This window comes from Ammoniphilus soli, assembly GCF_040813775.1.
Genome location: NZ_JBEGDL010000012.1, coordinates 83,328 through 108,273 on the forward strand (window position 1 = coordinate 83,328; position 24,946 = coordinate 108,273).

The following is a 24,946-nucleotide window of genomic DNA, read 5'->3' on the forward strand; positions in this document are numbered from 1 at the left end:
CAGGGAGGTGATCGCATGGCTTATCGGATTATTGTCTCCATAAATAAACGGCAGCTTTACTTGCTGCAGGACGACATTGTCGTTCGCGGCTTTCCTGTCGGAATCGGCAAAATGCTGACTCCCACCCCGCAAGGGGAGTTTAAGATCATTAATAAAGCCCCAAATCCAGGCGGCCCTTACGGCGTCATGTGGATGGGGCTGGATCGTCCCGGCTACGGGATTCACGGCACGAATGCCCCTTGGAGCATAGGCAAATTTGTCTCCAAAGGCTGTGTCCGCATGTACAATGATGACGTGCTTGAGCTGTCTAAAATCGTGCCGATCGGCACCAGGGTGACGATTCGACAAAACTAAGATTCGGCCTGAGCCTGGGTCTGGGTCTGATGCTGCAGCTGCGCCAAATATTCAGCACTTCGAATCATTGGCGTGCAGTCATAGACATTTTCCAAGCCAATTTCAAAAATAAAGTCCTTTCCCGTAAGGTAGGGGATGACGCGGCCCCAGTCCACTTTTCCCAGTCCCAGCGAAAGCGAATCATGACCGGCCCCCAGGCTATCGACCACATGGTAATATTCTACAAAAGGAAGAGCTTCAGCTAACCCTTGCTGGAGCTTTTCGTTGTCCCCTTGGAAGGCAATAAAGGAATGGCTGATATCGAGGCAAAGCGAGAGCCCCAGCGGCTTCACCAGCTCCGAAATAAAGTAGGGATTTTCCTGAGAGAACATGCCTTGCGTGGTATTTTCCCATAAAAACCACTCCCCCGCTTCCTCCGCAAACCGCCGGATTCGGTTCCGCAGCTTTTTTCCCAAGCGAAAATGATCCAGCTCCGAGCACTCCGTCCCCGCGTAATGGGCGTGGACGACACATTTTACCCGTTCCTGCCGGCACACTTGAGTCAGGATGGAGCACGACCAATCGTAAAAGTCACGCCTCTCCCGATCCTCGCTCAAAATATCGACGAACTCCCCGCGAAATTTCATCGGGTGATGCAAATACACCCGGATCCCCTTTTTCTTTAGCATGCGAATGATGCGAATCAACCTTTCCGGCTGATATACATCTTTTTCAAATAACTGAAGCTCCAGAATCTCCGGCTGATGCCGCAACCGGTCCAAAATCTGCCGGGCCTCCAGCGCACACTTTAATCGCACAGCTTTCATCTTACCACCACCTCTGTTACAGACCTATTCTTCTTGTCGAGAAATTATCCCTTCCTACAGGGCAAAATTCCTTTTTCGGAAAAATTTTGAAACATTTCATTGACACAGTCGTCCACATAGGTGTAAATTACACATAAGAAGATATTCACAGGGAGGAACTCCGATGGTGACGAAAAGGAGAAGAAAAATGGAAAAGCTGAACGAGAAACAGCAAGGCGTAGAAGCCGTGAGCACAATCGAGCCGGAACTTTCGGAAGCAGCCGTTCAACAGATCGAACAGCAGTTAACTAAGGAAGAAAGCCCAGTCGCGGATGAAACAACAACCGTTGTTGAAGAAGAAACCGTTCAAGAGACGAAGGCAGAGCCAGCGGTTGAAGCGAGTGCTGAGGTTAGTGTTGAGACTAGTGATGAAACCATTGCTGAAGCCACCCTTGAAGCTGCCGTTGAAACCACTGTAGAAGAAAAAGTGGAAACGATGGAAGATCCTATCGTTGAGACGATCGTTGAAGCCCAAGTTGAAACCGAGGTAGCCCCTGCGGAGGAAACAACCCAAACAGAAACCCAAGAAACCACTGCAGAATCCAACACCGAACCTTTACTCTCTAGCTGGACGCAAACCTTCCACACGGCCAACGCCTTACAAGAAGAATTAGAAAACTGGACCCTTCAAGTTTTGGAGCAGCAACGAGCTCTATCCGAAAAAGCCCTGAACCAAACCAAACAACAGTGGGAGCAGCTTTCCCGCGGCCTAAACACGTACATCCCACAAACCAAAGAATTCCTCAAGTCTAACGACTTCGGTGGACAGGACCTGTGGCTCCATACGCAGGACCAACTGGAATCCATCACAAAAACATGGATCGAACAAAATAGACAAGCTCGCAAAGACATGCAGAGCTGGTTAGAAACTTCTGCAGCACCATTTGAACAGATAGGAAAGTTGTTTTATCCGTTTAAATAAAGAAAAAGGCATCTCTTTAGGATTTTTTCCTAAGGAGATGCCCTTTTTTTGTGGGGTATTGCTTTTGCTTGCCTACAGGGTGATTTTTCACGCAGCGAGCGGGCACAACGCTGCCTTCGGGTGACAGCAGTATCTTGCTTCGCAGCGACTTACGCGTAATTTTTCCACACTTATGCGGAATCTTAACACGCTTATGCGGGAATTTTTGGACTTACGCGTAAATCCAACTATCGCCCCTCCGCGCCTCCCCTAATTCATCAACGCCTCCAACTGAATCACCATTTCCCTGATGATTTGTTGTGAATCCACCGACTGCTCTTCCTGGGCTTTTTGATAAATGCGTGTGAGGATCTCTAAAATGTTCTGGGGTTCAAGTCTCTCAAACGATTTGCTCATCTCCGTTTGTCTCCTTATAAATAAAAACTACTGTATTATATGTGGAACCGCTGCAAAGGGTTAGACGGCTGCCCTACGACCAAAACATAAATTTGTTTCAGCCACTTCATGGTGGATCTGCCAGAATGCGAGGGTTGAGGCTTCTTCCCTATCGCTAGTATAATGACACAGGAAAGGGGGAAGGACATGTTAAGAAAAAGCATGTTGTTCGCATTCTTCGTTTTGGCTGCTTTATTGATCTCGACGCCGGCGGAGCAGGCCGATGCTGCACCAACGCTGCAGGTGGGAAGTACGGTTGGTGATGTATGGGACTTGCAGTTTCGTTTGAATATATTAGGGTATTACCCGCAGAAGCCTGATGGAGTCTACGGTTCGGACACTGCCCAAGCGGTGCGCCGTTTCCAGTCTGCCTACGGACTTCAGGCGGATGGCGTGACAGGCCAGCAAACGTGGAAAGTATTAAAGCGTGTTTCGGTAAATAAAAAGGAATTTGAAGTACTGGCGAAAATTATTAATGGAGAAGCTCGGGGGGAATCCTATACAGGGCAAGTTGCGGTAGGGGCCGTGGTGATGAACCGCGTCATGTCCTCGCAATTCCCGAACAATGTCATCGGCGTGGTGTTTGAGCCGCGTGCCTTTACGGCAATCGATGATGGACAGTATTGGCTCACCCCGAACTCCTCCGCATACAGAGCAGCCATTGATGCTGTACGAGGGTGGGACCCGACGGGTGGAGCTTTATTCTATTTTAATCCCGAAACCGCGACATCCAGATGGATCTGGAGCCGCCCGCAAATCGTGAGAATCGGCAAGCATATCTTTTGTGAATAGATGAGGCTAAAAAAAGGGTCGCTACCTCGGTAGTGGCCCTTTTAGTATATATACTATTCCCACATCTGCCTTCTTTTAAAAGCGAAACACGAAAAGAGGGCATCCCCTCAAGGACACCCTCTTCCTAATACCTGCAGTACCTCTCCCTATCTTTCTTCTCTGTCTTTTTTTATCTCTTTCTTTTATCTCTCCACTGCTTTTTGGAATGTGATGTGTTTGAAATCATTATATAGCAAATTTTCGTTTTCTTTTAAAAAATAACACAAAACGTCAAGATCCGGGTGTGAATGGCATGAACCGCCACGCGTTTGGCAATGGTTTTAATAGAAACCTAGTCGCCCCGCCTCATCCTCTGAATCCCACTGCTGTTTTTGCAGCTTCCGAATATCGGATTGCATCTCCTCCAACAGCTTCTCTACGTTCACTTCCTTGTCATAATGCCATTGCAGTGCCGCGCTGATATACAGCTCGTTGAGCTGGGCGATGGAGGAGCCTTCCAGGGCATCCGCCAATCTTAAGATTTCTTCTTCCTTCAGGAAGCGGTCGAACCCAAGCTTGTTCAAGTAAAGCAAGCGCATCTTCCGATGCGGCAGCTTGATTTCATATGCCCGGTCAAAACGGCCAGCCCGGTTAATCAGCGCAGGATCGATTTTTTCCGGATAGTTGGTCGTCCCGATCAGGAATATTCCTTCTTTGGATGTAGCCCCATCCAAGGTGTTCAGAAAGACCGATCGCACACTTTCCGGCATGGAGTCGATGTCTTCGATGACAAGGACCATCGGCGCCATTTTCAGAGCCGTTTCAAATACTTGCTTGATGGAGTAACTGTTCGTGTACTCCGTGATCTGCCAGTACGCGACGGGAGCGGAAATGCTGTTCGCGATGGATTTGACCAAGGTTGTTTTCCCATTTCCCGGTTTGCCGTAAAGCAGAATTCCCCGCTTGTAAGGAATATTGTACGTGCGGAAAAACTCGCCGCTGTCATGGAAAAACTCATCAATTGAGCGGTAGATCTGCCGCTTGAGGTCTTCCGCCAGAAGCACGTCTTCCCTTTTGACCATATGGGTGATGCTGACTTTTTTGCGTTCCAGGCCATCCTCCGTGTCGGTAAACACGGTCACATTGGTGCGATCGTGCTCCCTTTGCCGGCGATTGATGTAGCCAATAAACTCCAGCAGGTTCGCATCGTGATCGGTTAAGATGAAATGGTGGTGATACGGACCGGAGCTGTGGAACACCGTTGCTCTCGCCAGCGCGACGCGGAATCGGGGATAATAGTAAATCGCATTATCCAAGAATGGCTGTAGCTTGAAATTCACTCCTTGCTCTTGGGGAACCGGAGTGATTATTTTGGTTTCGATGCCGTCCATGACGTAGGAGACAAACTCCACGCCTTCTTTCTCCGCCTCTATATCTTCAGCTAAGACATTCCAAATCTCTTGCTGGTTTTCGTGATCAATATACATCTCCACGGCCAGGTTATACTTTTCCAGCAAAGCATCCTTGATCCGTTGGACGATATAAGCATAGTCATAATAGTTGGGCAGCTTCTCGGGGCTAACCTCATCAAAACGGATGACAAACGGAGTTTTGCTCATGTTTTGGTTTCTCCCTCTAATATCTATTTAGCCTCATTGTATAGCTGACTATTTTTCTGATCAATGTCAAGTTTTGGGGTCGCTTTTCTTCGTTCATACCACCCGCTGCCGAGCAAGACCCCAGCCACAATGAGCACAAAGCCGATCACATGCGTGACCCCGATGGTTTCGCCTAAAAATAAGGCCGACCCCAACAACCCATAGAACGGGGTCATGTTAATAAACACGGCGGTTTGCCCAGGGCCGAGCTCGCGGATTCCGCGATTCCAGATCCATCCTCCGAGTGCGGTCGCAAGAAACGCTGAACCCAAAAGCAGCAGCCACATCGGCGGCGTTATCATACCCATGACGCTGAAGGGGGAAACCCGCTCCACTCCGTAGGCTGTGAGGAACAGCCCGGCACCGCCCATCAGGAAGGAAAAGCTCGTCACTTGGTTGACGGACACCGTGCCGACCACATTACGCAAGGCAAGGAAGCTGAGCGATTGCAGCAGCATGGAGAGAAAGACGATCAAATCCCCCAGATGCACGGTCGGCAGCCCTCCTTCCGCCCCTTTGAGGATGATCGCCAAAACCCCCGAAAAACCAAGGAAGATCCCGATGGTGCGAAGCTTTGACAATCGCTCCCCTAAAAACAAAAAGGCCAATACGGCCGTCGTCAGCGGATTGAGCGATAAAATTAAAGAGCCGTTCGATCCTGTTGTGGCTTTGAGACCGAAGGCCAATAAAAACTGATGTCCAAAAATCCCCGTTAACGCAGCCAGCGACAGATACAGCCATTCCTTTCCGTTCATGCGGCGAAAGCCTTCGGCCCACCAGGTGTACAAAAGCACACACAGGCCGGCAATCGTCACTCGAATGGCGGTAATCGTTAACGTCGGGTAGGCGGCGACCAATAGTTTGATCGCAATGACGTTTAGCCCCCAAAACAGCATGGCGAGGGTAAGCGCCGCATAAATTCCTCGGCTGTTCATTCTGGCATCCTTCTTTCTTTTTCTGCAAATAGATTCTGCCTACCATTGTACCTCGAAAGGGTTCAGGATGCCATGAACGAATGTCTAACTAAGTTTTTCCATGATTCGCCTTAACACTACAGCTTCCGCCCACAGCGGCAAAGGTTCTTCAATCCGCTGCTTCCAAGCCGGATCCGTTAGCAGCCCTTGCTCGTACATCCAATCGACCGCTTCCTGCTTCCATAACGGGGTATTGGGAGGATAGCTTCCTTGGGAAGGGGCGGGGGTCTCTTGAACCGAGGTTTGCAGCAGTTGTCGATACAGTCTCATGATTTGCTGACCGTACGTCTCTCCCGCCTCCATCGCCTGCTGCAGGCTGGAAAAGCGATTCCGGTCATAGCCAGGCACAGCCCATCTTCCGGCAAGGTCTTCCCAATACGGGGCACTTCCTCGCAGCACAAGATGAAACCGCGGGTCGACGACGGGCTCTCCTTGGGGCAGCGGAGCCGCCGTGGCATAAGCAAATAAGTGTTGAATCTGCGCCGTAACCCCAGCCTCAATAGTAGGAAAGCTGTTCCCTCGAGCCCCGCCTCCCGTTGCCCCAATACCGGCAAAATTGTTTTGTTCTGCACGCACGTCTCCACCATATCGGAACCAATTGGTTTCATGTATCGATTGGCAAAAAGCAACATCTCCGCGAACCCCATATCGTGCCGAGATGGGGAGGAAAGCTCTGGCAATGTCCGCATGAAATTGCGGGTTGACCGCTCGAACGAACGCGATCATTTGGTTGACACTGGCCTGGTTGGTACCCATAATCGGGTTTTTCTGGATCGTTGCCATTGTTGTCCCTCCTTTTGGTTAGTTTATGTTGGAGTCGAGTGCTTGGTTACAGTTCCCCGAGCTTGGTTACAGTTTCCCGAGCTTGGTTACGCGTAATTTTAAATTTTCCCGTATAAGCACCTGAAATCTCCGCATAAAGCCTCGATTTTTCCGCATATCGCCCTACGCAGAAGGATTGCGGCCCCCGACGTCGAATCCATACTGCGATCGATCCTAAAAAGGAGTGATAAACTTGATCATCAAAGAGCGAAAAGTCCCTTTATCCATCCAAACGAGAGAAGCATTGCTGCGAAGACTGCCCCCAAACCACCCCAAACGGCCAGAAATCAAAGAAGACCTCAAAATCGCCCAGGCCGGTTATAACGGAGAGCTAAATTTAGACTACCATTTGGCCTTTCTTCCCGAAAAAGATTACCGAATCTTCCACGACCTCCGCCTCTTCCATCAAAAATCCCCTTTTCAGCTCGATACGTTGATCGTTACCCCAACCTTCCTGCTCATTATTGAAGCCAAGAACATTATCGGCACCCTCTATTTCGACCAAGTCTCCAACCAGCTTCTTCGCACCTACGACAATAAGGAAAACGGCTTCCTCGATCCGATCGCCCAGGCGAAACGACAGCGAACCCAACTCAAAAGATGGATGGAGCAGCATAAAATGAAACCTTGTCCCATCGAATACCTGATTTCCATCAGCAACCCCTCATCCATTCTGAAAGCCTCCCCAGGCCATCAGCACATTTTTGATCAAGTCCAGCATGCCATCCACATCCCTGAAAAAATTCATAAACTAGAAAAAAGCATACAGAAAAACATTTCACCCCTTATCTCCTGCAAAAGCTCTCTCAGCTTCTTCTCCAAGGGCATTCTCCCCTCCCCATCGATATCCTCAAACACTATCAGGTCCCCGAATACGAGTTGATTAAAGGAGTTCAGTGCCCTTTTTGCTTTCAGTTTCCGATGATCCGCAAACCAGCCATCTGGCATTGTCCTTCCTGCCGGTCTCGATCCAAGACTGCCCATGAAGACGCCATTGACGATTACTTTCTGCTCATTCGGCCTACGATCACCAACCAGCAATGCCGGGACTTCCTCCTTCTTTCCTCAAGGGACGAAAGCCTATTACCTTCTCGACTCCATGAATCTCCCCCAATCCGGCACGGGAAAAGGACGAGTCTATCATCGGCGAGCTCCTTAACATAAAAATGCCTCCTGCGAAACATAGGAGGCTCATCAACCCTATTCTACTTCCCATACCCTGTCGGGTTATTCTTATGCCAGTTCCACGCATGCTCCACAATCGTCTGCAAATCCGGATACTTCGGAGCCCAGCCCAACTCTTGCTTCGCCTTCTCCGATGAGGCAATCAAGACCGCCGGATCGCCCGCACGCCGTGGTGCCATAGCCGCTGGGATGGTGGTGCCTGTCACTTGTCGACAGGTGTCGATGACTTCTTTGACCGAAAAGCCGGTTCCGTTGCCGAGGTTGTAGATGCCGCTTTCTTGTTTTTCGCGCAATCTTTGCAAAGCGAGATAGTGAGCCTGCGCCAAATCTAATACATGAATGTAATCGCGGATGCAGGTTCCATCGGGGGTTGGATAGTCGTCCCCGAATACGCTGACTTCGGCTCGTTGTCCCAAGGCACATTGCAAAACAATCGGGATCAAGTGAGATTCTGGCGTATGATCCTCGCCGATTCGTCCTTCTGGGTCAGCCCCAGCCGCGTTGAAGTAGCGGAGGCAAACCGATTTTAAGCCATACGCCTGGTCCGCCCACTTGAGCATTTTTTCAATCGCCAGCTTGGTCTCGCCATAAGGGTTGGTCGGAACAGTAGGGTCCTGTTCTTCAATCGGCACTTTCACCGGCTCCCCGTACGTCGCGGCTGTGGAAGAGAAGACAATGGTCTTCACTTCATGCTGAATCATTTTTCGAACCAAATGGTACGAACCGATCACATTATTATCGTAGTAGGACAACGGATCCTGAACACTTTCCCCGACAAGCGAGTTTGCGGCAAAGTGGATCACCGCTTCAATATCATGCTTCGTAAAAATCTCATCCAACAGCTTTTCATCATGAAGATTTCCTTCATAGAACAAATCCGCTAAAGCCGCGGCTTGCCTGTGACCTTTTTGCAAATTATCAAATACGATCACTTCTTCTCCAAATTGCTTTAAATATAAAACCGTGTGGCTGCCAATATAGCCCGCCCCACCCGTCACTAGAATCGCCATGAATCCCTCTCCTCTGATCTTCTGTTTATGGTAAAATACTCCGTCGGTCAGCATACCAACCAAGTACAACATTTTTTAAACAACATTGTGGATGACCCGGATTCTCCACGCCATCCTTACTCCTGCCTCTCCATCCAAGCAAACATATCCCGAACCGCCTTCTCCCGCTCAACCAGAGGAAAAAGGTGCCCCAGTCCTTCATAGATTCGCAGCGTATGGCTTTTTCCTGCCTCACGCAAGGCCTCGGCTAAACGGTAGGCATGCTCCACGCCAACCAGCCGGTCGTCTGCTCCATGAATGATGAGGACGGGACACGGCAGCTCCTCCACCCGGTAAAGAGGAGAGCGCCGCTCGTACTCCTCTGGTTTCTTCCACGGCGGGCCGCTAATCACTCGCTTCAGCATGCGCCGCAGATCCTCGCGCTCCTCGTAGGTGAGAACCATGTCGGAAACGCCGCCCCACACCGTGACACTGCGAAAAAAGGGGTACTGCATAGCCGAATACAGAGCTGGCAACGACCCCCGCGAAAATCCAAACACATGCATGCGGAAAGGATCCACCATCGGCAGCTCCTTCAGCCAAGGCACGGCCTCCAGCACGTCGTGTCGGTCGTCTCCTCCGAAGTCCTCACGCCCCTCCCCGCCGCGATTCCCGCGATAAAAAGGCGCAAACACCACATACCCTTGCTCCACAAACTGGCTCACCCAAGCCAGCTTGGTCATTCCTACATTCTTAATCCCGCCCCGACAGTACACCAGAAGCGGAAAAGGCCCCTCACCTCGAGGTACTGCCAAATATCCTCTCACCACCAAGCCCTGTGAGACATAGCTCACTAAATACAGCTTGGCCTTCAGATGAAATCCCGGGATTTCAAACGAATCAATCATGCGCCTCATAGTACTGGGCTAATTCAATGATCATCGCACCCATTCGCTCGTTTTCCGGTGCGAGAATCCGCTGGACTCCCTCTTCACGCAAGGCTTCCGCGCAAATCTTCCCCACAGCGACAGCCAGGGCCTTCCCTTCAAAGGCACGCAAGACACTTTCCAAGATTCCTTTTTCTCGCGCATATTGAAACAGAAACCGAACCTGAACCGCTGCTGTAAAGCAAACCGCATCCAATTCCCCGGCCACTAACTCCTGACAAAACGTTTCAATCGTATCCGCATCGGGAGCTACGTGCTGGTACGGCAACAGCTCGGAAACCGTTGCCCCGCGTTCCTCTAAAAACTGAATCAGCCGCGGAGCAGGATCGCCGTGCAGCTGGACGGCCACCTGCTTGCCGCTAAAATCAAACGGCTCCAGCGCACGAATCAGCCCTTGCGTCGTTCCGTCATCATCCTTAGCCGTCGGAGCGATGTCCATCTTTTTCAGAACGGAGTAGGTCTTATACCCGCGAGCGGCTACTTTCGCCTGCTTAAACACGGAAACCACTTGCTCCTTCACACCCATGTTTTCCGCTATAGTTAACAAAGCTTCCGTCCCAATCCCGGTTGTTAAAATGACCCAATCCGCCCCATTCTCCACCAAGCGGCGAATATCCGGTTCAACCTCTTTATCCGCTAAAAAAACGGTGCCCTGCAGCGATCTCACCACAGGAATCCCGCCTTGTTTTTCCACTAACGTACTCATCTCATCCGTCTTTCGCGATCCTGCGATCACGACACGTTTACCTTCTAACCCTTTCGCCATAACCAGACCTCCTTGAATTCCTACTTTCTCCCTATGATATAGCTTCCTCCCGGCAACCTCAAGATCTTCTTCCATTCGCTATATTCTCCCATAAGAAGACAAAACCCACCCCTTCCTTTATAAAGCGCTTTCATAATACAATGGAGCAGCCAAACGGGAATTTAGCAATCGGACTTTTCTGCACTGTCGGAGAGATAACTTCGTTACGTCATTTGGACAGCACGAGGAAAACTTGTAGCTAACGCGAGCCAAGTTTTCTGGGGGAGTCACTTTAAGTATTCCTTTATGGCTGTCCTTATGGGGCTGGGTCCTGCTCCTGTACACGCATTTTTCTCTTTAGACACAAATAAAGCAGCCCAATCCGGAGCTGCAGTACCTATGATTATATGAAAGTGTATAAATGCTGATCTGCTACCATGAGAAAGGACTCAATCCCCTGGTCGAGGTAAGGGTAATACCAATCATCTTGATCACCGATAAAAGTCATTTCCAGTTGTGCATAAACAGGTGTGTGGAACATTGCCAACCCTCCCTATATAGTAATGTGTGTTGTGTATCTAGTATACCTAAAGTGTGAATCGTCGCGCAAATGAAATTAAATCCAGCGGATCCCGTTATGCGTCCAACCCTCGGCACCCGATTTTTCATATGATGAGAGTAGGAGAATAGGAGACTCCCAATCCTCAATGAAAGGGCAGATGCTGCGATGTTTTGGCTCGCATGGATCACTGTAAGCCTATTAGCATGGTGGGGCATTGACCAATGGATTGACAGCAATACCGGATTTGGAACTTGGTGGGCCTCATTAATCATGTCACTTGTCGGAGCTTGGCTAGGGGCTAACCTGCTAGGGGATCTGTTTCTTGTATTGGATGGATATAATGTCATTGGAGGACTTGCTGGGGGCGTGCTGCTCACGTGGATGTGGACTCTGGCAAAGGAGAAGATCTAGGAGAGTAAGGGCCAATCCCTTACTCTCTTTTTAATTAGGACTAAACTCCTAATAAGAAAATTGAAAACTCGCTCGTTGAACTAATTCTTTTTCTTTCTGACACATGCCTAAAGGAATCTTCTTATCCTCTACTAGCGTATAGCCGGATTGGAAAATCGTTTCTTTTTTTCCGGTACACTTATGTATCTGCTTGCAGTGAAGACAGTAATACACCTGCAATCCCACCCCTGCCTTTTTTTACCACGATCTAATTGTATGACATTTTTTGGGGGAATTCCACAAATTCCGTTCGTCAAAATCTGTCACAACGTGTAGGTATTTATTACTAAAAAATAAGACTGAATCTCAAAAGATCCAGCCTTACTCCGTTAAAGCCGCAATGTCCCCAATGATCTCCTCGTAAGGCGTGTCATGGGAGCCGCTATATTTTTTGACAATCGTCCCCTCTTGATCGACCAAATAAAACGAAGTTCCGTGCGTGACCTGATCGGAAGCTGTCGTTTTCTGTACCGGGGTTTTAAAGCTGTCCTTGGCAAACGCTTCGATTTCCTGCTGGGTATAACCGGTCAAAAACTGCCAGTTCGAAAAATCGGCTTGAAACTTGCTGCCGTAGGCTTTCAGCACCTCAGGCTGATCGACTTCCGGATCCACGCTAAAGGATACAAGCTGAGCTTCAATCCCCTTTTCCTTTAGATCGCGCTGGATCAGGGACATATTGGCCGTCATCGGCGGGCAAACCGTCGTACAATTGGTAAAAATAAAGCTGGCCAGCCAAACCTTTCCTTTTAGATCAGCCAGTCCGAAGGGCTGTTTATCTTGATTGGTGAACGTAAAATCACTGACCTTCCAGTTCAGCTCATTGGGCTTGTCACTCCCGCAAGCTGCCAAACTGAACATGAGGCACACCACGACAAGGATGGATAAAAATCTTTGCTGGAACATGTTAAACTCCTTTTTTTGCTCTATTTAATGACATATCCCTAGATTATACGCGATAATCTTGATTTGTACGAGTAAGATACCCACCCAAATGATGCTAACCCCGCTCCCGATGTAAAGCATGTTCTTCGGTTTGAGCTTAGGAGCCAGCCAAAAGCAGCCAAAGGTAAGAAAGCTGATGGCCAATGTGCCCCCCAACAGTGCCCAGAAAGGCGAAACCCAGTAGAACTTATCCCATTCCACAATGATAGTCGTTAAGTTGCGAAAGTATTTCATTATAAAAAAGATCCCCGTTAACCAGGATACGATCATCAGAACAAACGATATGCGGTTGGCTTTCATGGAACCCCCACCTTTTTCGGCATTAATTCATACTAACTTTATAGGATAAAGCTATTTTAAAAGGTCTCGGCGTTTCCGTCAATTCTAACGTATAGAATTATTTGTCGAAATATTCTATGTTTGAATTGTTAGATAACATGGTAAAATAGTAATAATATTCCATTCCTTTGAAGGTGGTGTTACAGATGAAATTGATTACAGCTGAACAGATGAAGCTCTATGATTTTGAACGCGGTTATTGTTCCATTGTGACCTACTACAAGCTTTTCGGTATCACCATTCGGAAAAAGGTCGTCAAATGGAGTCTTAGCAGCGTCGTCTGATCATGAACAAAGGAAAAAGGACTGTCACCATCCGACAGTCCTTTTTATTGCATTTGCCGCTACTCAATCAGCAGCCAATCCGCTAGCTTCCATACTTCGCTAAAATCCTTTTCCGGCGTTCTTTCGGCCGCCTCCCTTCTTCCTGAAACCCACTCGAATTCATAAGGGACTCGCTCATTCGCTATTCTTGCCGCCGGCTCCAATTCCTTTCCATTCAGCTTGATTCTGATGTGGTCGCCCATCTCCTTCCCCCTTCCAAACCAAGCTTGCCTATTGCCATAGAAACGGTTATCTCTACTATTTATGTATCCTGTGATTGTCTATAGACCTCATTTAATTAAAACTTAACAACTATTTCTGGCGAAATGTGTTATTATGAAATTAAAATGATTTTTCGAAAACCTCTCTCACCGCAACGGTTGAGGAATTCGGATAATATCTTAAGATACGGGTGGCCTTATGACAGAAGCCTGGTATATTCAACAATCCAAACATAGATGCAGCGAACTGGGGATTGACCCCACGGTTATTCCTCAATTTTCAAGCAAGCTAACAGAAGAAGAGCTGATGCTTCAGCAATCGGCCTACGCCGAAATTCTCTCGGTAGTCCGTCATTTTGTGGGAAAATTTTTGGTATCCATGAAAGAAACGCCTCTTGTCATTACCGTAAGTGATGAGGACGGCTATTTGCTGGAGGTCATCGGTGACGAGACCATGCAGCAAGCCCTTCAACAGCTAGGACTACAAGTGGGTGTACAGTTTCAGGAAAAAGACTGCGGAACCAACGCGGTTAATCTCGCTTTGGTTCATGGTATACCGATAAGTCTAGTCGGATTAGACCATTACCATCACTTCCTGCAACGCACCGCTTGCTACTGTGCGCCCCTCCACTCCTTCGACAGTCCCAAGGTTCTAGGAACGGTGGGGATGATGACTTCCATTGAATCTGCCCATCCGATGCTGTTAACTCTCCTTACTACCGTAGTGGATTCGATCGAACGGGAGCTTCAGCTTCTCAAGCAAAACCGGAAGCTTGATCTCTTCAATCAAATGATGATGGATACCACACGGAGCGGGATCATTCAAGCCGATATTGAAGGACAGATTGTTCAGTTTAACCTATTTGCCGAACAGCTCACCGGGATGAAGCAAGAAACGGCGTACATGCTCTCTGCCTTTGAGCTGGAGCCCTTAGGCCGGTATTTCTGGAACGTTTTAAAGAATCAAAAAAAATACGAGAGCATTGAGCTTACATTTAAAACAAAGGATGGGAAAGAACGAATCTGCCTTGTCGATCTATTGCCTGTACACGATAAGCACCATGCTCCAACCAGCGCTATATGCCATTTTCGGGATATTACCGAATTCAAGCGGGCGGAGGAAATGCTGCGCCATTCGGAAAAGCTCTCCGTCGTCGGACAATTGGCGGCAGGCGTCGTGCACGAAATTCGCAACCCGCTAACCACCCTTCGGGGGTTTGTGCAGTTTTTCCAATCCGATATTAAAGAGCCTTATGCCGAGCTTATGCTTTCCGAACTGGACCGCATCAATACCATGGTGAGCGAGTTTCTCCTGATCGCGAAGCCGCAAAGCGCCCTGTTCCAACAAAAGGACCTCGGACAGATCCTTACCCAAACCTATGAGTTATTTCAAACCCAAGCGAATATGCATAATACGATCATGCATTTGTCGATGGAAGACGCTCCGATCCGGATTGAATGTGATGAAAATCAATTGAAGCAAGTCTTGATTAACATTTTGAAAAACAGCATAGAAGCCATGCCTTCTGGCGGAAATATTTATATCAGGACCTTGCGGAAAGATCCCGACCATGTCCTCATTGAAGTGGTCGATGAGGGAGATGGCATGTCCCCCGATATCATGGAAAGAATCGGCGAGCCATTCTATACGACAAAATCTACTGGGACAGGCCTTGGCTTGATGGTCACTAAACGAATCATAGAAAACCATCGCGGCAAGTTCTCGATTCAAAGCCAAGTGGGAAAAGGCACAAAGGTAGAGCTCGTTTTGCCCGTTAGCGAGGGGTAGTGCATCACTATCCCTTTTTACCTCATTGATGTATCATACATCTATACAGGCTGGCTTTTAGACCCCACTAGCCTTGTTTTCCAACATAGCCCCGGTCATCCGTTGAAAACCTCGAAAAACCTGCTCTTGCTCTTCCTCGCTCATGGTTTCTAACAAAGACGAAAAAAAATCGACGGACTGTTCCCGTACGGCATGCAAGGCTTTCTCCCCTTTTTCGGTAAGAGAGACTAAGACCTCCCGCCGATTCCCCTCATTCAATTCCCTCGAGACAAATCCGCCCTTGACGAGTCCATCCACCAGCCTGCTGGCGGTGCTTTTCTCCAATAGCAGAAGCTCCGCCAGATCCCCCACGGTTAGCGTCTTATGCTCCAGCTCCTGCAGGGAAATGAGTTGCGACAGGGAAAGGCTGTAACCGCAAGGGGTCACGTTGGGGTTTAAAAATCCAAATAAGCGAATAAACTTCTGCATCATGATACGCAGTTCCAGTATTTCCTCTCGTTCCACTTCCGATCGCCACCTTTACTTAGCCGAACAACCATTGTTTACTACATAAATCGTATGAAACCCTTACTCATTTGTCAACATGCATCAACATGCAGCCAACCTGACGGAGCAAATTGACTGCATTCCCCTTGATGTGATATCTAAGAAATTAATTTTGCTTTTTCTTTAATCTCTCGATTTCTTGGCTCACGACAAAAGCCAATTCTTCGTTTCCAAATAAAGAAAGGACATTTAAAACCGTTTGGTCAGGGATATCCCCTGCCTCCTCCTTCGGAACGGTAAGCTCGACCATTTGCTTCAGTGTTGGATTCGCTGTTTGATCCGGATAAGCCCGCTTGTAGATTTCTTGGGGATCCAAGCCCTGATTGACGCACCATTGGGCAAAAACGAGGATCATCATCCCTTCATCTCGCTGGTATTGACCGATGATTTTCTCTTCCAAATCCTTTTTCATCCTTCTCTCCTCCTTATTTCACGTAAATGCGCCGATTAGATCGCATCTTGAATTGATTGATTATATAATAGGTGGAGGAGCAATTACCATTCTTTTTATTACCAATGAAAACAGGAGGGCTTTCTATGTCACAGCAAAAATCCATCTCACTATCCGATTTACAATCTTACCTTCAAGGAGAAAAGCTGGTTATCCTTTCTACCGTGGACGCCGAGTCCCAAACGCCTAGCCTTTCCGCCATCTCTTGGGTAAAGATGTACAATGAAGAATCCATTCGAATTTCCGTTTCCAGCAATTCACGCATCGTGGAAAACATCAAAGCAAACCCACGGGTAACCCTAGGCCTAATCGGATTAGAGAGCGTTTACTCGGTTGTCGGGGAATGCCGGATTCTTGAAGAGAACATGGAAGGTGTGGCCATGAAGCTGGCTAAGATCGAATTGAAAGTCGAAACCATCTTCGACAGTATGTTCTGGGGAGCTAAAATCGTACAAGAACCCGTGTATGAGAAGACGTATGATTTGGAAAAAGCAAAGAAGCTGGATGAGGAAGTTTACGCCGCGTTGATGAAGTAGTCGTTGATGAGCAATAACAGAGGGTGTCTCAAAAGTAGTTAAGCTTAGGTGGAGCCAATAGAATAGTTGGAAAATCTCCACTTACAATAAAATTTTATGAGATTTCATATGAAATAGTTGGAAATTCTCCTACTAATCACGATAATGACTCCATTTTGGATCGTTTTATCGATGATAAGTGGACTTTTTCCAACTATCCCCTTATTTTTTTTCTTCATTTTTAAAATAAGTGGAGTTTTTCCCATTAAGTCGTCCGTATCGGTATGGACCAGCTTTTGGGACAACCTCGCTATTTCATACCGGAGTTTCTCCCGTTATTCCCTCTGCTTCACCTGTAACCTGCTCTCCAGCCGATTCACAAGGTACGTGAAGATCAGGACCAGAACCAGGTAATACAGTCCCACGACAAGGTACGTATTCAACTGCTGAAAGTTGGACGCTGCTTCACTCAATGCGCTTCCCCACAATTCGGGCATGCCTACATAAGCCACTAAAGAAGAGTCCTTCAGGCCAATAATAAATTGGTTCCCTAGAGGCGGAATGGAGCGCCGAAAGGCTTGCGGCAGCACCACTCGCCGCATGGCGAGCGAGTAGGGCATCCCGAGCGATCGGGCCGCTTCCATCTGGCCCCGGTCAATGGACTGAATAGCTCCGCGGAAGATTTCCGCAATATAGGCCCCACTGTGAATTGCTAAAGCTAACGCTCCCGCCCAGAATTGCGAAAGGGTGATGACGGAGGCGATGCCAAAATAAAGAATTGCGATCTGGACGATCAGCGGCGTCCCGCGGATGATCCCAATGTACGCATGGGCGATGCCGTTGAGCAATCGATTGTCGGATATTCGAAAAAAGGCAACGGCCAAACCAATCAAGCTTCCGATCACGAGCGAGGTCAGCGTGAGCTGCAAGGTGAGCCAAGCGGCTTTGGCAAAGACCGGATAGGTATCGACTAAGATTTCAATCATTCGCCCAGAATATTACGCCCAAACCATTTCTTGCTGATTTGGTCATACGTGCCATCTTTTATGATTTCATCTAGCGCTTGATTCAGTTTGTTCAGCAGCTCCTCGTCTTCTTTGCGCACAGCGATGGCTTGATTGTCATGCGTCAGCGGTTGGCCCACGTCCTTGATCTTCACAGCCTCTTCCTTAATCACCCGGAAACCCACCATCTGGTCCGTGATCACAGCATCCAAGCGGCCGGTCGGAAGGTCCATGAGAGCCGTCAGGTCGCTGTCATACTCTACGATCTTGTCCGTATACTGGGTCGCCAAATCCTTGTAGGTGCTGGCTTTGACCACGCCGATGGTTTTTCCCTTAAGGTCCTCCGCCGTTTGGATGTCCTGATTCGCCTCGCTCACAAACACCTGCGCTCCTGATCGGTAATAGGGATTGGTGAAGTTCACTGTTTTCAGGCGTTCTTCCGTCACCGTCATGCTGCCGATAATGGCATGGTACTTGTTCGACACGAGTCCTTGGATCAGCGTTTCCCACGGATTTGTCACGGGAACGGGCTTCATTCCCATCTTCTCCGCTAAAGCCTGCCCAATCTCTACGTCAAAGCCAGTCAGTTCTCCGCCCTCTTTGAAGTTAAACGGCTTGTATAATCCGCTCATCGCGTAATGGAACTCTTCTTGAGCGGGCTCTGGCGTCCCTGTGTTTTCGGTGGAGCCGCCGCATGCGGTTAACAACAGGGATCCCATGAGCAGGGTCGATAACATTCCGGCAAACCATTTGTTTTTCATTTCTCTTTTTCCCCCTTACAAAATACTGCTTAAAAACTGTTTCGCCCGTTCGTTTTTGGGCTGGCTGAAAAACGCTTCTGGCGTGGATTCCTCTAAAATCTGGCCATCCCCCATAAAAATGACCCGATCCGCCACCTCCCGGGCAAAGCCCATTTCATGCGTGACCACGATCATCGTCATTCCTTCCCGGGCCAGCTGTTTCATGACCTGCAAGACCTCTCCTACCAGTTCCGGATCCAAGGCCGAAGTCGGTTCGTCAAAGAGCATCATTTTCGGCGACATGGCCAACGCTCGAGCGATCGCGACACGCTGCTTCTGCCCACCGGATAGCCTATCTGGATACACATGGGCTTTGTCCTTCAGCCCCACTTTTTCCAAAAGCGGGTAGGCCATCTCTGCCGCCTGTTCCTTCTTTAGCTTCTTCACATAAATCGGCGCCTCCGTCACGTTCTCCAGTACCGTGCGGTGCGGAAACAGATTGAAATGTTGAAACACCATACCAACCTCTTCCCGCACTTTGTTCAAGTCGGTCTTTGCCGGATCGATCACTTCCCCCCTCAGCCAAATTTCTCCCTCATTCGGGATCTCCAAAAAGTTAAGGCATCTTAGCAGTGTGCTTTTTCCTGAGCCGCTGGCCCCTACGAGTACGACCACCTCCTTTTCCTTTACTTCGAGATTGACCCCTTGAAGAACTCTCAAGTCGCCAAAAGACTTCACCAAGCGCTTCACCTTAATCATGTAAGCCTCCATGGTTTGGATTCGTACATCCTATGCGAGGAATCCCCCTACTATTCTACAAACGGCAGGAAAACCTCCAGAAACAAAAAAAGCTCTTACCATGGCGAATTCTATCGCCAAGTAAGAGCTATAAACTATTTAAAATCTATTAAACCGCATCTTCCATCTGTACATTCTCCTTGCCCTTAATTGCCACGTTAGGCTGAATTCTAGCAATGGTAAGGCCTAGCAAAGAGAAGACAATAGAAATGATAGGAACAGCAAAGTTTAAAATCGCATAAGGGGCATACTCCAGCGTGGTAACCGATAGAGTTCCCGCGATAAAGAGGGCGCACGTATTCCAAGGCACAAACACGGAGGTAATCGTTCCTCCATCTTCTAAGGCCCGGGATAAGTTCTTCGGGTGAAGGTTGCGGTCTTTATACGCTTGGGCATACATTCGGGATGGCACGACGATGGATAGATACTGATCGGCTGCCATGACATTGGTCAAGAACGAAGTTCCTACAGTGGAAGATAAAAGACCCCCGTCCGACTTGACCAAGGTCAAGATTTTGCGAACAATCGCCTCTAGCATGCCGGTATGCTCCAGCACGCCCCCGAAAATCGCGGCTACGAGAATCAAAGAGACGGTATACATCATCCCGTCGATCCCCCCGCGATTGAGGAGCTCGTCTACCATTGCGTTTCCGGACTCCAGGCTAAAGCCTCCCTGAAGGGTGTTGATCGCATCTGCCGGCGCACCGCCCTGTACAAAAATATGGGTTAAAACGCCCATTACGACGCCTGCAATCAATGCCGGCAAGGCTGGGATTTTCCGCGCCACCATGAGGATGACAAGGACAGGAACAAGAAGCAGCCATGGGGAAATCGTAAAGTTTTCCTGTAAAGCTTTCAATACGCTTTCCATTTCCCCTGCCGGTACAGTATCAGCGGAAAATTGTCTTCCTAAATACCAATATACCCCTAGGGCAATCACAAGACCCGGAATGGTGGTATAAAGCATGTGACGGATATGATCAAATAGGGTTGAGCCAGATAGCCCTGAGGCTAGCAGCGTCGTATCGGAAAGCGGGGACATCTTGTCTCCGAAGTAAGATCCTGAGATAACCGCTCCCGCAATCATGGGAGCAGGAATGCCCATGCTCAAGCCGATTCCCATCCCTGCTACCCCGATGGTCGCCATCGTAGACCAAGAGCTTCCGATAGCTAGGGATACGACAGCACAAATCAATGCAATCGCTACCAAAAAGTATGCAGGCGATAAGAGCTGTAAGCCATAATACGTCATGGAAGCGATAATTCCGCCGCCAATCCAGGCCCCAATAATCATCCCAACGGTAATAAGAATGAGGACAGCCGGCAACACTAATCGTATTCCCCTATACATCCCTTCCTCAATATCTTTCCACTGGTACCCTACCCGCCAAGCGATCAAAGCGGCAATAAGGCTGCCAAAGACCAACGGGATATGGGGACTCCCCTCAAATACGATGATGGTGATGGCCATACCGATAATCATGGCTATGAGCGGCAAAATGGCCAAGCCGAAAGAAATCTCTTTTTTTGTGTTCTCCAAACAAATACCCCCTCATAAAATAACTTTCAGTATTTTCGAAATATAGATATGCAAGTTTCATGCCATAGCCAAAATTAAAAACAGACGAAAATAATCATAGCATTTTACCCCTATTTTGTGCAAGATATTTGGCACTGCCAATTTTTTACGCGCAAAATAATTTGCCAAAATAAAAAAAGGGCTCGTCTCTAAAGACTCACCCTCCAGTATGCTACGACAGCCACTCCACCAACCATGGCCCAAAAGGGCTGGCGCGTTTTCCAGCCAACGGCCGCCGCCGCTATGGCCCCCGCAAGATAAGCGGGGCTCCAGGACTGCCCCGGCTCAGGCAAAAACAGCGGGGGAATGGATAACGAGGCAAACACCCCAAGCGGGGCATAAGACAGGGCTCGGTACACTCTTGGCGGAAGACTCCATCGCGCCCCAAACAGCAAGGCCGGAAATCGGGTCAAGTACGTAGCCAAGCCCATCCCGATGATCGTCCACAAAACTTCCCTACTCATCCAACCATCCTCCAAAACCAATAGCTGTAAACGTTCCCAAAAAAATAGCAGCGATCGATCCCGCATAAAGCTGAGCCAGCGTACTGACGACTCCGACCAAGACCAGGCATCCCCACGCAGTTCGGTTGCCCAGCTGAAGCATGAGCAATCCGATAAAGGTGGCGAGAAAAGCAAAGTCCAGCCCAATAGCTTGGGTGTCGAAGGCAAAATGCCCAATCGACGCACCCGTCATCACGCTGATTTGCCATAGCCCATAGTCCATCGCTGCGGAGCCCAAAAAATAATGGGCATCTCCCCCGTACCGCTTAAAACGATGGATATTCACCCCATAGGTTTCATCAGATAGGCTCATCGAGCCCAGGAGCAGCTTTCCCTTTCCTCCGCCTTTGAGATAAGGGCCTAAGGACAGGCCATAAATGACATGTCTCGCATTAATAAGCAACGTGGAGAGAATCACCGGCCACCCAAAGATCCCCTGCTTCATGAGGCCAAGAGCGGCAAATTGGGAGGACGCCCCATTCACCATCATGGATAAGGCGACGGTCTCTCCCCAGGACAATCCCATTTGCCTGGCAATGACAGCATAAACGATCCCGTCAAAAAAGCCGCTTGCGACAATCGGAAAGGTCTCCCACATCCCCAGTACAAAGGAACGCTCTTTTTTCTCCGTCAGTGTTGTCGCTTCCATTTTCATCGGCCAATCGGTTTAACCCACAGATTCATGTCCTCCAGCTTGTCAAAGATGTTGCAGTTTTTTGTTAATCTTCCCGTATATTCATAGCCCAATTGACGAAAAACGGCATTCATGCCAAAAGACAAGGCTCGCGCTAAGGAATAATGGCAATAGATATGGCGCCTCACCAGCTCCGCCTCCAAAGCATGAATCAAAATCTTCATGAGGCCGTGCTTGCGATGCTCCGGCAAGGTGGCGCAGTCGGTCATTTCGGCATTATGATAGTCTTCATTGATTTCTCCCGAAGCGGCAGCCACAATTTGTCCCTTCCATTCGATCACTTGAAAGACGGTTCCCTCCTCCATGACTTTTCGGACATAGTCTTCGTTGTCCATGGGTGTGGGGTAGACGGCAAAAACAGCGCCATACAATTCCGCCAACTTGCCGGCATCTCCTGTCACGGCTAACCTCATCGAATAGCCTTCCGGAAGCGAAGGAACCGATGACTCTTCCATCTGCATCACTTGGTGCAGGATATCATCTTCTTCCATCCAATGCTCACTTGTTCGACGCTCTTCTGTAAAGTATAAAGCCATACTATACGCATCGCTTCCATGAAAATAACCTTTGAATATACCTTCCAGCATGTAGCCGCGAGACATTAAAGTCCCCACGTCTTCCCATCTCGTCTTAATGAAAATTTTGGAAAAGTTATGCTCCTTTGCCAGTTCACGAACTCTCACCATAACCGAAACGGCGTTTCCGCGAAAATCATCGACCCGCAGCCTCTCATTGGCAAAATCGAGATAGATTTGCATGATATAATCCTGTCCTGCTTCTTCGCGGCTGATATACGGTAACTCTTGCATAGCTGTAACCTCCTAAAAAAGCTTTATTGAAGCACAGGCTTAGAAAAAAATTTTCCACTTACAATAAAACTTTATAAGATTTCATATAAAATAGTTGGAAATTGGCCAACTTATCACGATAATGACTCCGTTTTGGATCGTTTTATCGATGATAAGCGGCCTTTTTCCAACTATCGCCATAAGGGTCCTATTCTATTTTATTAGATAGAAAGGAAGAAACTCCTGTTTATTTTTCGATTTCCTTACTTTATGGGAAAAATATTTTTCACAGGAGCTTTTAATAAATCCTCATACGTGAACTGGTCTGGATAATCCGCAAGGTCGCTTATATATAAAGCGTCCTCGACCTTTTGATTGATGGCATCCGCCAAGTAAGATCCGCAGGAGGGGCAGGAAAGAGCCGGCACCTGCAGAATATGAACCGATCTCCTGCCATCAGGCATGACCCAGTAGCAATCCTTGACGCTTTCTTCCGCTGTTCGCTCGCTGCACCATAGGCATTCCATTGCTGTCCCCTCCATCTTAGGATTTCGCCTTGATCAATTTCGCCTTCATTTCGTCCCGCTTTTCCCGGCGGTCTTTCAGTGAGGCATGGTCTTCGGCTTCCTTATAGGTCTCTCGCTTATTCATTCGGCGCAGCCCTTCAGGCACCAGGTTGAATTTCTCATCGTTCAGCAACGCGGAAATTCCGACGGACTCCGGCTTTTGCTCGATGCCAAACGCTTCATTGAAGTAATCATCCGCACGGCCAGGAACATAGTTCTTTGGCTCCGGATAGGACGTGATCACTCCTTCGAAGTTGCGCAAGACGACTTTATCCGGGCTTTGGGCAATCAGGTAGTTCGGGGAAAGGGCAATCTTCCCGCCGCCGCCAGGAGCATCCACGACAAACGTAGGGACCGCATAACCGGACGTATGGCCGCGCAATCCTTCGATGATTTCTAAGCCTTTAGCTACGGGAGCGCGGAAGTGGCCAATCCCTTCCGAAAGATCGCACTGGTAAATGTAATAAGGTCTTACACGGGCTTTTACGAGGTCGTGCATCAATTTTTTCATGATTGGAACACTGTCATTAATCCCTGCCAAAATAACCGCCTGGTTTCCGATCGGAACGCCAGCAAAAGAGAGCATGTCACAAGCTTTTTTCGCCTCTTCCGTCAGCTCCAAAGAGTGATTAAAGTGAGTATTCAGCCAAATCGGATGATACTTTTTTAAGATATTGCACAGATCTTCCGTAATGCGCTGCGGGAATACGACGGGAGCCCGGGTTCCAATGCGGATAATTTCCACATGGGGAATCGCACGCAGGTTCTTTAATATATATTCTAAAATCGTATCGTTAATGAGTAACCCGTCCCCTCCCGAAATCAATACGTCCCGGATTTCCGGTGTGTTTCGGATATATTCGATGGCGGCATCCAGCTGCTTCTTCGGCACGCCCATGCCCACCTGTCCGGAGAAACGGCGGCGCGTACAGTAACGGCAATACATCGAGCACTGATTGGTGACAAGAAACAGGACGCGGTCCGGATAGCGGTGCGTAAGGCCTGGAACCGGGGAATCTTCATCCTCGTGCAGCGGGTCTTCTAAGTCATATTTGGTTTTGTTGATCTCTGCAGACAAAGGGACGGACTGCAAGCGGATCGGGCAGCGCGGATCATCGGGATTCATCAGAGATGCATAGTAAGGCGTAATGTTAAGCGGAATCGTCTGGGTGGAGATGCGTACCCCCTCTTCTTCCTCCGGTGTCAGGTTCACGACTTTTTTCAAATCGTCCAATGTACGGATCGTATTGGTTAGCTGCCATAGCCAGTCGTTCCACTGCTCATCCGTGACATCCTTCCAAAGTTCCACCTCGCGGAAATCGCGGCGCACCCCAGGTGCTTGCTTGGCTTGCAAATCCTTTTCTAATAGGCTCATGAATAAATCCCCCTTTATTTTCTTGATGCCTATTACTATCGCAAGGATCGTGCCAACAAAAAAAAGACAAAAAGAAGGGTTTCCCCTTCTTTTTTTGTTATTTAGCGCAAGAAA

33 protein-coding genes and 1 pseudogene are annotated in these 24,946 nt (G+C 48.6%); 8 read left to right on the plus strand and 26 right to left on the minus strand.

Features of this window, described 5'->3' with window-relative positions; translation table 11 throughout:
• The first annotated feature begins 15 nt into the window (after positions 1-15).
• Complete coding sequence (locus ABLT31_RS21510) at positions 16-354, plus strand: L,D-transpeptidase (protein ID WP_367755532.1); 339 nt, start codon at positions 16-18, stop codon at positions 352-354.
• On the opposite strand, the gene ABLT31_RS21515 is transcribed toward ABLT31_RS21510, so the two are convergent.
• Positions 351-1,160, minus strand: coding sequence for a TIM barrel protein (locus ABLT31_RS21515; RefSeq protein ID WP_367755534.1), 810 nt, complete (start codon positions 1,158-1,160; stop codon positions 351-353). The genes ABLT31_RS21510 and ABLT31_RS21515 overlap by 4 nt on opposite strands.
• A 163-nt stretch (positions 1,161-1,323) precedes the next feature.
• Between ABLT31_RS21515 and ABLT31_RS21520 the strand changes: the two genes are divergently transcribed.
• Positions 1,324-2,121, plus strand: a complete 798-nt coding sequence (locus tag ABLT31_RS21520) for a hypothetical protein (RefSeq protein WP_367755536.1) — start codon at positions 1,324-1,326, stop codon at positions 2,119-2,121.
• A gap of 249 nt (positions 2,122-2,370) precedes the next feature.
• Here ABLT31_RS21520 and ABLT31_RS21525 read toward each other — a convergent pair whose 3' ends face one another.
• Complete coding sequence (locus ABLT31_RS21525; protein ID WP_367755538.1) at positions 2,371-2,517, minus strand: hypothetical protein; 147 nt, start codon at positions 2,515-2,517, stop codon at positions 2,371-2,373.
• A gap of 186 nt (positions 2,518-2,703) precedes the next feature.
• Between ABLT31_RS21525 and sleB the strand changes: the two genes are divergently transcribed.
• A complete protein-coding gene (gene sleB, locus ABLT31_RS21530; protein ID WP_367755540.1) occupies positions 2,704-3,348 on the plus strand; it encodes a spore cortex-lytic enzyme in 645 nt (214 codons plus the stop codon).
• Between the two features lie 320 nt (positions 3,349-3,668).
• Here sleB and ABLT31_RS21535 read toward each other — a convergent pair whose 3' ends face one another.
• The 3 genes from ABLT31_RS21535 to ABLT31_RS21545 form a co-directional block, all read right to left on the minus strand.
• Positions 3,669-4,946 (minus strand): AAA family ATPase, encoded by a 1,278-nt coding sequence (locus tag ABLT31_RS21535; protein ID WP_367755542.1) that lies wholly within the window; start codon positions 4,944-4,946, stop codon positions 3,669-3,671.
• Positions 4,947-4,969: 23 nt separating this feature from the next.
• Positions 4,970-5,920: a DMT family transporter gene (locus tag ABLT31_RS21540; protein ID WP_367755544.1), complete on the minus strand. Its 951-nt coding sequence runs from the start codon at positions 5,918-5,920 to the stop codon at positions 4,970-4,972.
• An 84-nt stretch (positions 5,921-6,004) separates the two neighbouring features.
• Complete coding sequence (locus ABLT31_RS21545; protein WP_367755546.1) at positions 6,005-6,742, minus strand: glucosaminidase domain-containing protein; 738 nt, start codon at positions 6,740-6,742, stop codon at positions 6,005-6,007.
• Positions 6,743-6,965: 223 nt separating this feature from the next.
• Between ABLT31_RS21545 and ABLT31_RS21550 the strand changes: the two are divergent.
• Positions 6,966-7,370, plus strand: a pseudogene (locus tag ABLT31_RS21550) (nuclease-related domain-containing protein); the annotation flags it as partial.
• A 155-nt stretch (positions 7,371-7,525) separates the two neighbouring features.
• Here the strand turns inward: ABLT31_RS21550 and ABLT31_RS21555 are convergent.
• The 6 genes from ABLT31_RS21555 to ABLT31_RS21580 form a co-directional block, all read right to left on the minus strand.
• Positions 7,526-7,822 carry a hypothetical protein gene (locus ABLT31_RS21555; protein WP_367755788.1) on the minus strand — a complete coding sequence of 99 codons (297 nt, stop codon included), beginning with the start codon at positions 7,820-7,822 and terminating at the stop codon, positions 7,526-7,528.
• On the minus strand, positions 7,809-7,943 hold the full coding sequence (locus tag ABLT31_RS21560; RefSeq protein WP_367755548.1) for a hypothetical protein: 135 nt from the start codon (positions 7,941-7,943) through the stop codon (positions 7,809-7,811). Before ABLT31_RS21560 ends, ABLT31_RS21555 begins: the two co-directional genes overlap by 14 nt.
• Positions 7,944-7,986: 43 nt before the next feature.
• A complete protein-coding gene (galE, locus tag ABLT31_RS21565; protein ID WP_367755550.1) occupies positions 7,987-8,976 on the minus strand; it encodes a UDP-glucose 4-epimerase GalE in 990 nt (329 codons plus the stop codon).
• Positions 8,977-9,092: 116 nt separating this feature from the next.
• The gene (locus ABLT31_RS21570) at positions 9,093-9,872 is read right to left on the minus strand and encodes an alpha/beta hydrolase family protein (RefSeq protein ID WP_367755552.1); all 780 of its coding nucleotides are present in this window, start codon (positions 9,870-9,872) and stop codon (positions 9,093-9,095) included.
• Positions 9,856-10,668 (minus strand): uroporphyrinogen-III synthase, encoded by an 813-nt coding sequence (locus ABLT31_RS21575; protein ID WP_367755776.1) that lies wholly within the window; start codon positions 10,666-10,668, stop codon positions 9,856-9,858. The genes ABLT31_RS21570 and ABLT31_RS21575 overlap by 17 nt, the downstream gene beginning before the upstream one ends.
• Positions 10,669-11,050: 382 nt before the next feature.
• The gene (locus tag ABLT31_RS21580; protein WP_367755554.1) at positions 11,051-11,188 is read right to left on the minus strand and encodes a hypothetical protein; all 138 of its coding nucleotides are present in this window, start codon (positions 11,186-11,188) and stop codon (positions 11,051-11,053) included.
• A gap of 186 nt (positions 11,189-11,374) precedes the next feature.
• Between ABLT31_RS21580 and ABLT31_RS21585 the strand changes: the two genes are divergently transcribed.
• Positions 11,375-11,620, plus strand: coding sequence for a hypothetical protein (locus tag ABLT31_RS21585; RefSeq protein ID WP_367755556.1), 246 nt, complete (start codon positions 11,375-11,377; stop codon positions 11,618-11,620).
• Positions 11,621-11,668: 48 nt separating this feature from the next.
• Here ABLT31_RS21585 and ABLT31_RS21590 read toward each other — a convergent pair whose 3' ends face one another.
• The 3 genes from ABLT31_RS21590 to ABLT31_RS21600 all read right to left on the minus strand — a co-directional run bounded on the left by ABLT31_RS21590 (position 11,669) and on the right by ABLT31_RS21600 (position 12,901).
• A complete protein-coding gene (locus tag ABLT31_RS21590) occupies positions 11,669-11,833 on the minus strand; it encodes a DUF3973 domain-containing protein (RefSeq protein ID WP_367755558.1) in 165 nt (54 codons plus the stop codon).
• A 147-nt stretch (positions 11,834-11,980) separates the two neighbouring features.
• Positions 11,981-12,562 carry an SCO family protein gene (locus ABLT31_RS21595; protein ID WP_367755560.1) on the minus strand — a complete coding sequence of 194 codons (582 nt, stop codon included), beginning with the start codon at positions 12,560-12,562 and terminating at the stop codon, positions 11,981-11,983.
• A gap of 24 nt (positions 12,563-12,586) precedes the next feature.
• The gene (locus ABLT31_RS21600) at positions 12,587-12,901 is read right to left on the minus strand and encodes a hypothetical protein (protein WP_367755562.1); all 315 of its coding nucleotides are present in this window, start codon (positions 12,899-12,901) and stop codon (positions 12,587-12,589) included.
• A gap of 185 nt (positions 12,902-13,086) precedes the next feature.
• On the opposite strand from ABLT31_RS21600, the gene ABLT31_RS21605 reads away from it, so the two are divergent.
• Complete coding sequence (locus tag ABLT31_RS21605) at positions 13,087-13,224, plus strand: hypothetical protein (protein WP_367755564.1); 138 nt, start codon at positions 13,087-13,089, stop codon at positions 13,222-13,224.
• Between the two features lie 59 nt (positions 13,225-13,283).
• Here ABLT31_RS21605 and ABLT31_RS21610 read toward each other — a convergent pair whose 3' ends face one another.
• Positions 13,284-13,466, minus strand: a complete 183-nt coding sequence (locus ABLT31_RS21610) for a hypothetical protein (RefSeq protein ID WP_367755566.1) — start codon at positions 13,464-13,466, stop codon at positions 13,284-13,286.
• A 217-nt stretch (positions 13,467-13,683) separates the two neighbouring features.
• On the opposite strand from ABLT31_RS21610, the gene ABLT31_RS21615 reads away from it, so the two are divergent.
• Positions 13,684-15,273, plus strand: coding sequence for an ATP-binding protein (locus ABLT31_RS21615; RefSeq protein WP_367755568.1), 1,590 nt, complete (start codon positions 13,684-13,686; stop codon positions 15,271-15,273).
• Positions 15,274-15,330: 57 nt separating this feature from the next.
• On the opposite strand, the gene ABLT31_RS21620 is transcribed toward ABLT31_RS21615, so the two are convergent.
• Entirely contained in the window at positions 15,331-15,777 is a 447-nt protein-coding gene (locus ABLT31_RS21620) for a MarR family winged helix-turn-helix transcriptional regulator (protein WP_367755571.1), read from the minus strand.
• Between the two features lie 148 nt (positions 15,778-15,925).
• Complete coding sequence (locus tag ABLT31_RS21625) at positions 15,926-16,231, minus strand: hypothetical protein (RefSeq protein ID WP_367755573.1); 306 nt, start codon at positions 16,229-16,231, stop codon at positions 15,926-15,928.
• Positions 16,232-16,356: 125 nt separating this feature from the next.
• Here ABLT31_RS21625 and ABLT31_RS21630 point away from each other — a divergent pair, with 125 nt between their 5' ends.
• The gene (locus tag ABLT31_RS21630) at positions 16,357-16,806 is read left to right on the plus strand and encodes a pyridoxamine 5'-phosphate oxidase family protein (protein WP_367755575.1); all 450 of its coding nucleotides are present in this window, start codon (positions 16,357-16,359) and stop codon (positions 16,804-16,806) included.
• 314 nt (positions 16,807-17,120) lie between these two features.
• Here ABLT31_RS21630 and ABLT31_RS21635 read toward each other — a convergent pair whose 3' ends face one another.
• From ABLT31_RS21635 to kamA, 9 genes are all read right to left on the minus strand, one after another.
• Positions 17,121-17,771: an amino acid ABC transporter permease gene (locus ABLT31_RS21635; protein WP_367755577.1), complete on the minus strand. Its 651-nt coding sequence runs from the start codon at positions 17,769-17,771 to the stop codon at positions 17,121-17,123.
• A complete protein-coding gene (locus tag ABLT31_RS21640) occupies positions 17,768-18,550 on the minus strand; it encodes an ABC transporter substrate-binding protein (RefSeq protein WP_367755579.1) in 783 nt (260 codons plus the stop codon). The genes ABLT31_RS21635 and ABLT31_RS21640 overlap by 4 nt, the downstream gene beginning before the upstream one ends.
• Positions 18,551-18,565: 15 nt before the next feature.
• Positions 18,566-19,288 carry an amino acid ABC transporter ATP-binding protein gene (locus ABLT31_RS21645; protein WP_367755581.1) on the minus strand — a complete coding sequence of 241 codons (723 nt, stop codon included), beginning with the start codon at positions 19,286-19,288 and terminating at the stop codon, positions 18,566-18,568.
• A 148-nt stretch (positions 19,289-19,436) separates the two neighbouring features.
• Positions 19,437-20,867 carry a Na+/H+ antiporter NhaC gene (gene nhaC, locus ABLT31_RS21650; RefSeq protein WP_367755584.1) on the minus strand — a complete coding sequence of 477 codons (1,431 nt, stop codon included), beginning with the start codon at positions 20,865-20,867 and terminating at the stop codon, positions 19,437-19,439.
• A gap of 188 nt (positions 20,868-21,055) precedes the next feature.
• A complete protein-coding gene (locus ABLT31_RS21655) occupies positions 21,056-21,370 on the minus strand; it encodes an AzlD domain-containing protein (protein WP_367755586.1) in 315 nt (104 codons plus the stop codon).
• A complete protein-coding gene (locus tag ABLT31_RS21660; RefSeq protein ID WP_367755588.1) occupies positions 21,363-22,064 on the minus strand; it encodes an AzlC family ABC transporter permease in 702 nt (233 codons plus the stop codon). Before ABLT31_RS21660 ends, ABLT31_RS21655 begins: the two co-directional genes overlap by 8 nt.
• A complete protein-coding gene (gene ablB, locus ABLT31_RS21665; protein ID WP_367755590.1) occupies positions 22,061-22,912 on the minus strand; it encodes a putative beta-lysine N-acetyltransferase in 852 nt (283 codons plus the stop codon). Before ablB ends, ABLT31_RS21660 begins: the two co-directional genes overlap by 4 nt.
• Before the next feature lie 242 nt (positions 22,913-23,154).
• Complete coding sequence (locus ABLT31_RS21670; RefSeq protein WP_367755592.1) at positions 23,155-23,418, minus strand: YokU family protein; 264 nt, start codon at positions 23,416-23,418, stop codon at positions 23,155-23,157.
• A gap of 16 nt (positions 23,419-23,434) precedes the next feature.
• Positions 23,435-24,832 (minus strand): lysine 2,3-aminomutase, encoded by a 1,398-nt coding sequence (kamA, locus tag ABLT31_RS21675; RefSeq protein WP_367755594.1) that lies wholly within the window; start codon positions 24,830-24,832, stop codon positions 23,435-23,437.
• Positions 24,833-24,946 lie beyond the last annotated feature (114 nt).

Excerpts from the sequence above, each read along its gene's own strand:
- ABLT31_RS21510 (WP_367755532.1), top strand. The coding sequence starts at position 16 with ATGGCTTATCGGATTATTGTCTCCATAAATAAACGGCAGCTTTACTTG.
- ABLT31_RS21515 (WP_367755534.1), bottom strand. The coding sequence starts at position 1,160 with ATGAAAGCTGTGCGATTAAAGTGTGCGCTGGAGGCCCGGCAGATTTTG.
- ABLT31_RS21520 (WP_367755536.1), top strand. The coding sequence starts at position 1,324 with ATGGTGACGAAAAGGAGAAGAAAAATGGAAAAGCTGAACGAGAAACAG.
- ABLT31_RS21525 (WP_367755538.1), bottom strand. The coding sequence starts at position 2,517 with ATGAGCAAATCGTTTGAGAGACTTGAACCCCAGAACATTTTAGAGATC.
- sleB (WP_367755540.1), top strand. The coding sequence starts at position 2,704 with ATGTTAAGAAAAAGCATGTTGTTCGCATTCTTCGTTTTGGCTGCTTTA.
- ABLT31_RS21535 (WP_367755542.1), bottom strand. The coding sequence starts at position 4,946 with ATGAGCAAAACTCCGTTTGTCATCCGTTTTGATGAGGTTAGCCCCGAG.
- ABLT31_RS21540 (WP_367755544.1), bottom strand. The coding sequence starts at position 5,920 with ATGAACAGCCGAGGAATTTATGCGGCGCTTACCCTCGCCATGCTGTTT.
- ABLT31_RS21545 (WP_367755546.1), bottom strand. The coding sequence starts at position 6,742 with ATGGCAACGATCCAGAAAAACCCGATTATGGGTACCAACCAGGCCAGT.
- ABLT31_RS21560 (WP_367755548.1), bottom strand. The coding sequence starts at position 7,943 with ATGTTAAGGAGCTCGCCGATGATAGACTCGTCCTTTTCCCGTGCCGGA.
- galE (WP_367755550.1), bottom strand. The coding sequence starts at position 8,976 with ATGGCGATTCTAGTGACGGGTGGGGCGGGCTATATTGGCAGCCACACG.
- ABLT31_RS21570 (WP_367755552.1), bottom strand. The coding sequence starts at position 9,872 with ATGAGGCGCATGATTGATTCGTTTGAAATCCCGGGATTTCATCTGAAG.
- ABLT31_RS21575 (WP_367755776.1), bottom strand. The coding sequence starts at position 10,668 with ATGGCGAAAGGGTTAGAAGGTAAACGTGTCGTGATCGCAGGATCGCGA.
- ABLT31_RS21580 (WP_367755554.1), bottom strand. The coding sequence starts at position 11,188 with ATGTTCCACACACCTGTTTATGCACAACTGGAAATGACTTTTATCGGT.
- ABLT31_RS21585 (WP_367755556.1), top strand. The coding sequence starts at position 11,375 with ATGTTTTGGCTCGCATGGATCACTGTAAGCCTATTAGCATGGTGGGGC.
- ABLT31_RS21595 (WP_367755560.1), bottom strand. The coding sequence starts at position 12,562 with ATGTTCCAGCAAAGATTTTTATCCATCCTTGTCGTGGTGTGCCTCATG.
- ABLT31_RS21600 (WP_367755562.1), bottom strand. The coding sequence starts at position 12,901 with ATGAAAGCCAACCGCATATCGTTTGTTCTGATGATCGTATCCTGGTTA.
- ABLT31_RS21605 (WP_367755564.1), top strand. The coding sequence starts at position 13,087 with ATGAAATTGATTACAGCTGAACAGATGAAGCTCTATGATTTTGAACGC.
- ABLT31_RS21610 (WP_367755566.1), bottom strand. The coding sequence starts at position 13,466 with ATGGGCGACCACATCAGAATCAAGCTGAATGGAAAGGAATTGGAGCCG.
- ABLT31_RS21615 (WP_367755568.1), top strand. The coding sequence starts at position 13,684 with ATGACAGAAGCCTGGTATATTCAACAATCCAAACATAGATGCAGCGAA.
- ABLT31_RS21625 (WP_367755573.1), bottom strand. The coding sequence starts at position 16,231 with ATGAAAAAGGATTTGGAAGAGAAAATCATCGGTCAATACCAGCGAGAT.
- ABLT31_RS21630 (WP_367755575.1), top strand. The coding sequence starts at position 16,357 with ATGTCACAGCAAAAATCCATCTCACTATCCGATTTACAATCTTACCTT.
- ABLT31_RS21635 (WP_367755577.1), bottom strand. The coding sequence starts at position 17,771 with ATGATTGAAATCTTAGTCGATACCTATCCGGTCTTTGCCAAAGCCGCT.
- ABLT31_RS21640 (WP_367755579.1), bottom strand. The coding sequence starts at position 18,550 with ATGAAAAACAAATGGTTTGCCGGAATGTTATCGACCCTGCTCATGGGA.
- ABLT31_RS21645 (WP_367755581.1), bottom strand. The coding sequence starts at position 19,288 with ATGATTAAGGTGAAGCGCTTGGTGAAGTCTTTTGGCGACTTGAGAGTT.
- ABLT31_RS21655 (WP_367755586.1), bottom strand. The coding sequence starts at position 21,370 with ATGAGTAGGGAAGTTTTGTGGACGATCATCGGGATGGGCTTGGCTACG.
- ABLT31_RS21660 (WP_367755588.1), bottom strand. The coding sequence starts at position 22,064 with ATGAAAATGGAAGCGACAACACTGACGGAGAAAAAAGAGCGTTCCTTT.
- ablB (WP_367755590.1), bottom strand. The coding sequence starts at position 22,912 with ATGCAAGAGTTACCGTATATCAGCCGCGAAGAAGCAGGACAGGATTAT.
- ABLT31_RS21670 (WP_367755592.1), bottom strand. The coding sequence starts at position 23,418 with ATGGAATGCCTATGGTGCAGCGAGCGAACAGCGGAAGAAAGCGTCAAG.
- kamA (WP_367755594.1), bottom strand. The coding sequence starts at position 24,832 with ATGAGCCTATTAGAAAAGGATTTGCAAGCCAAGCAAGCACCTGGGGTG.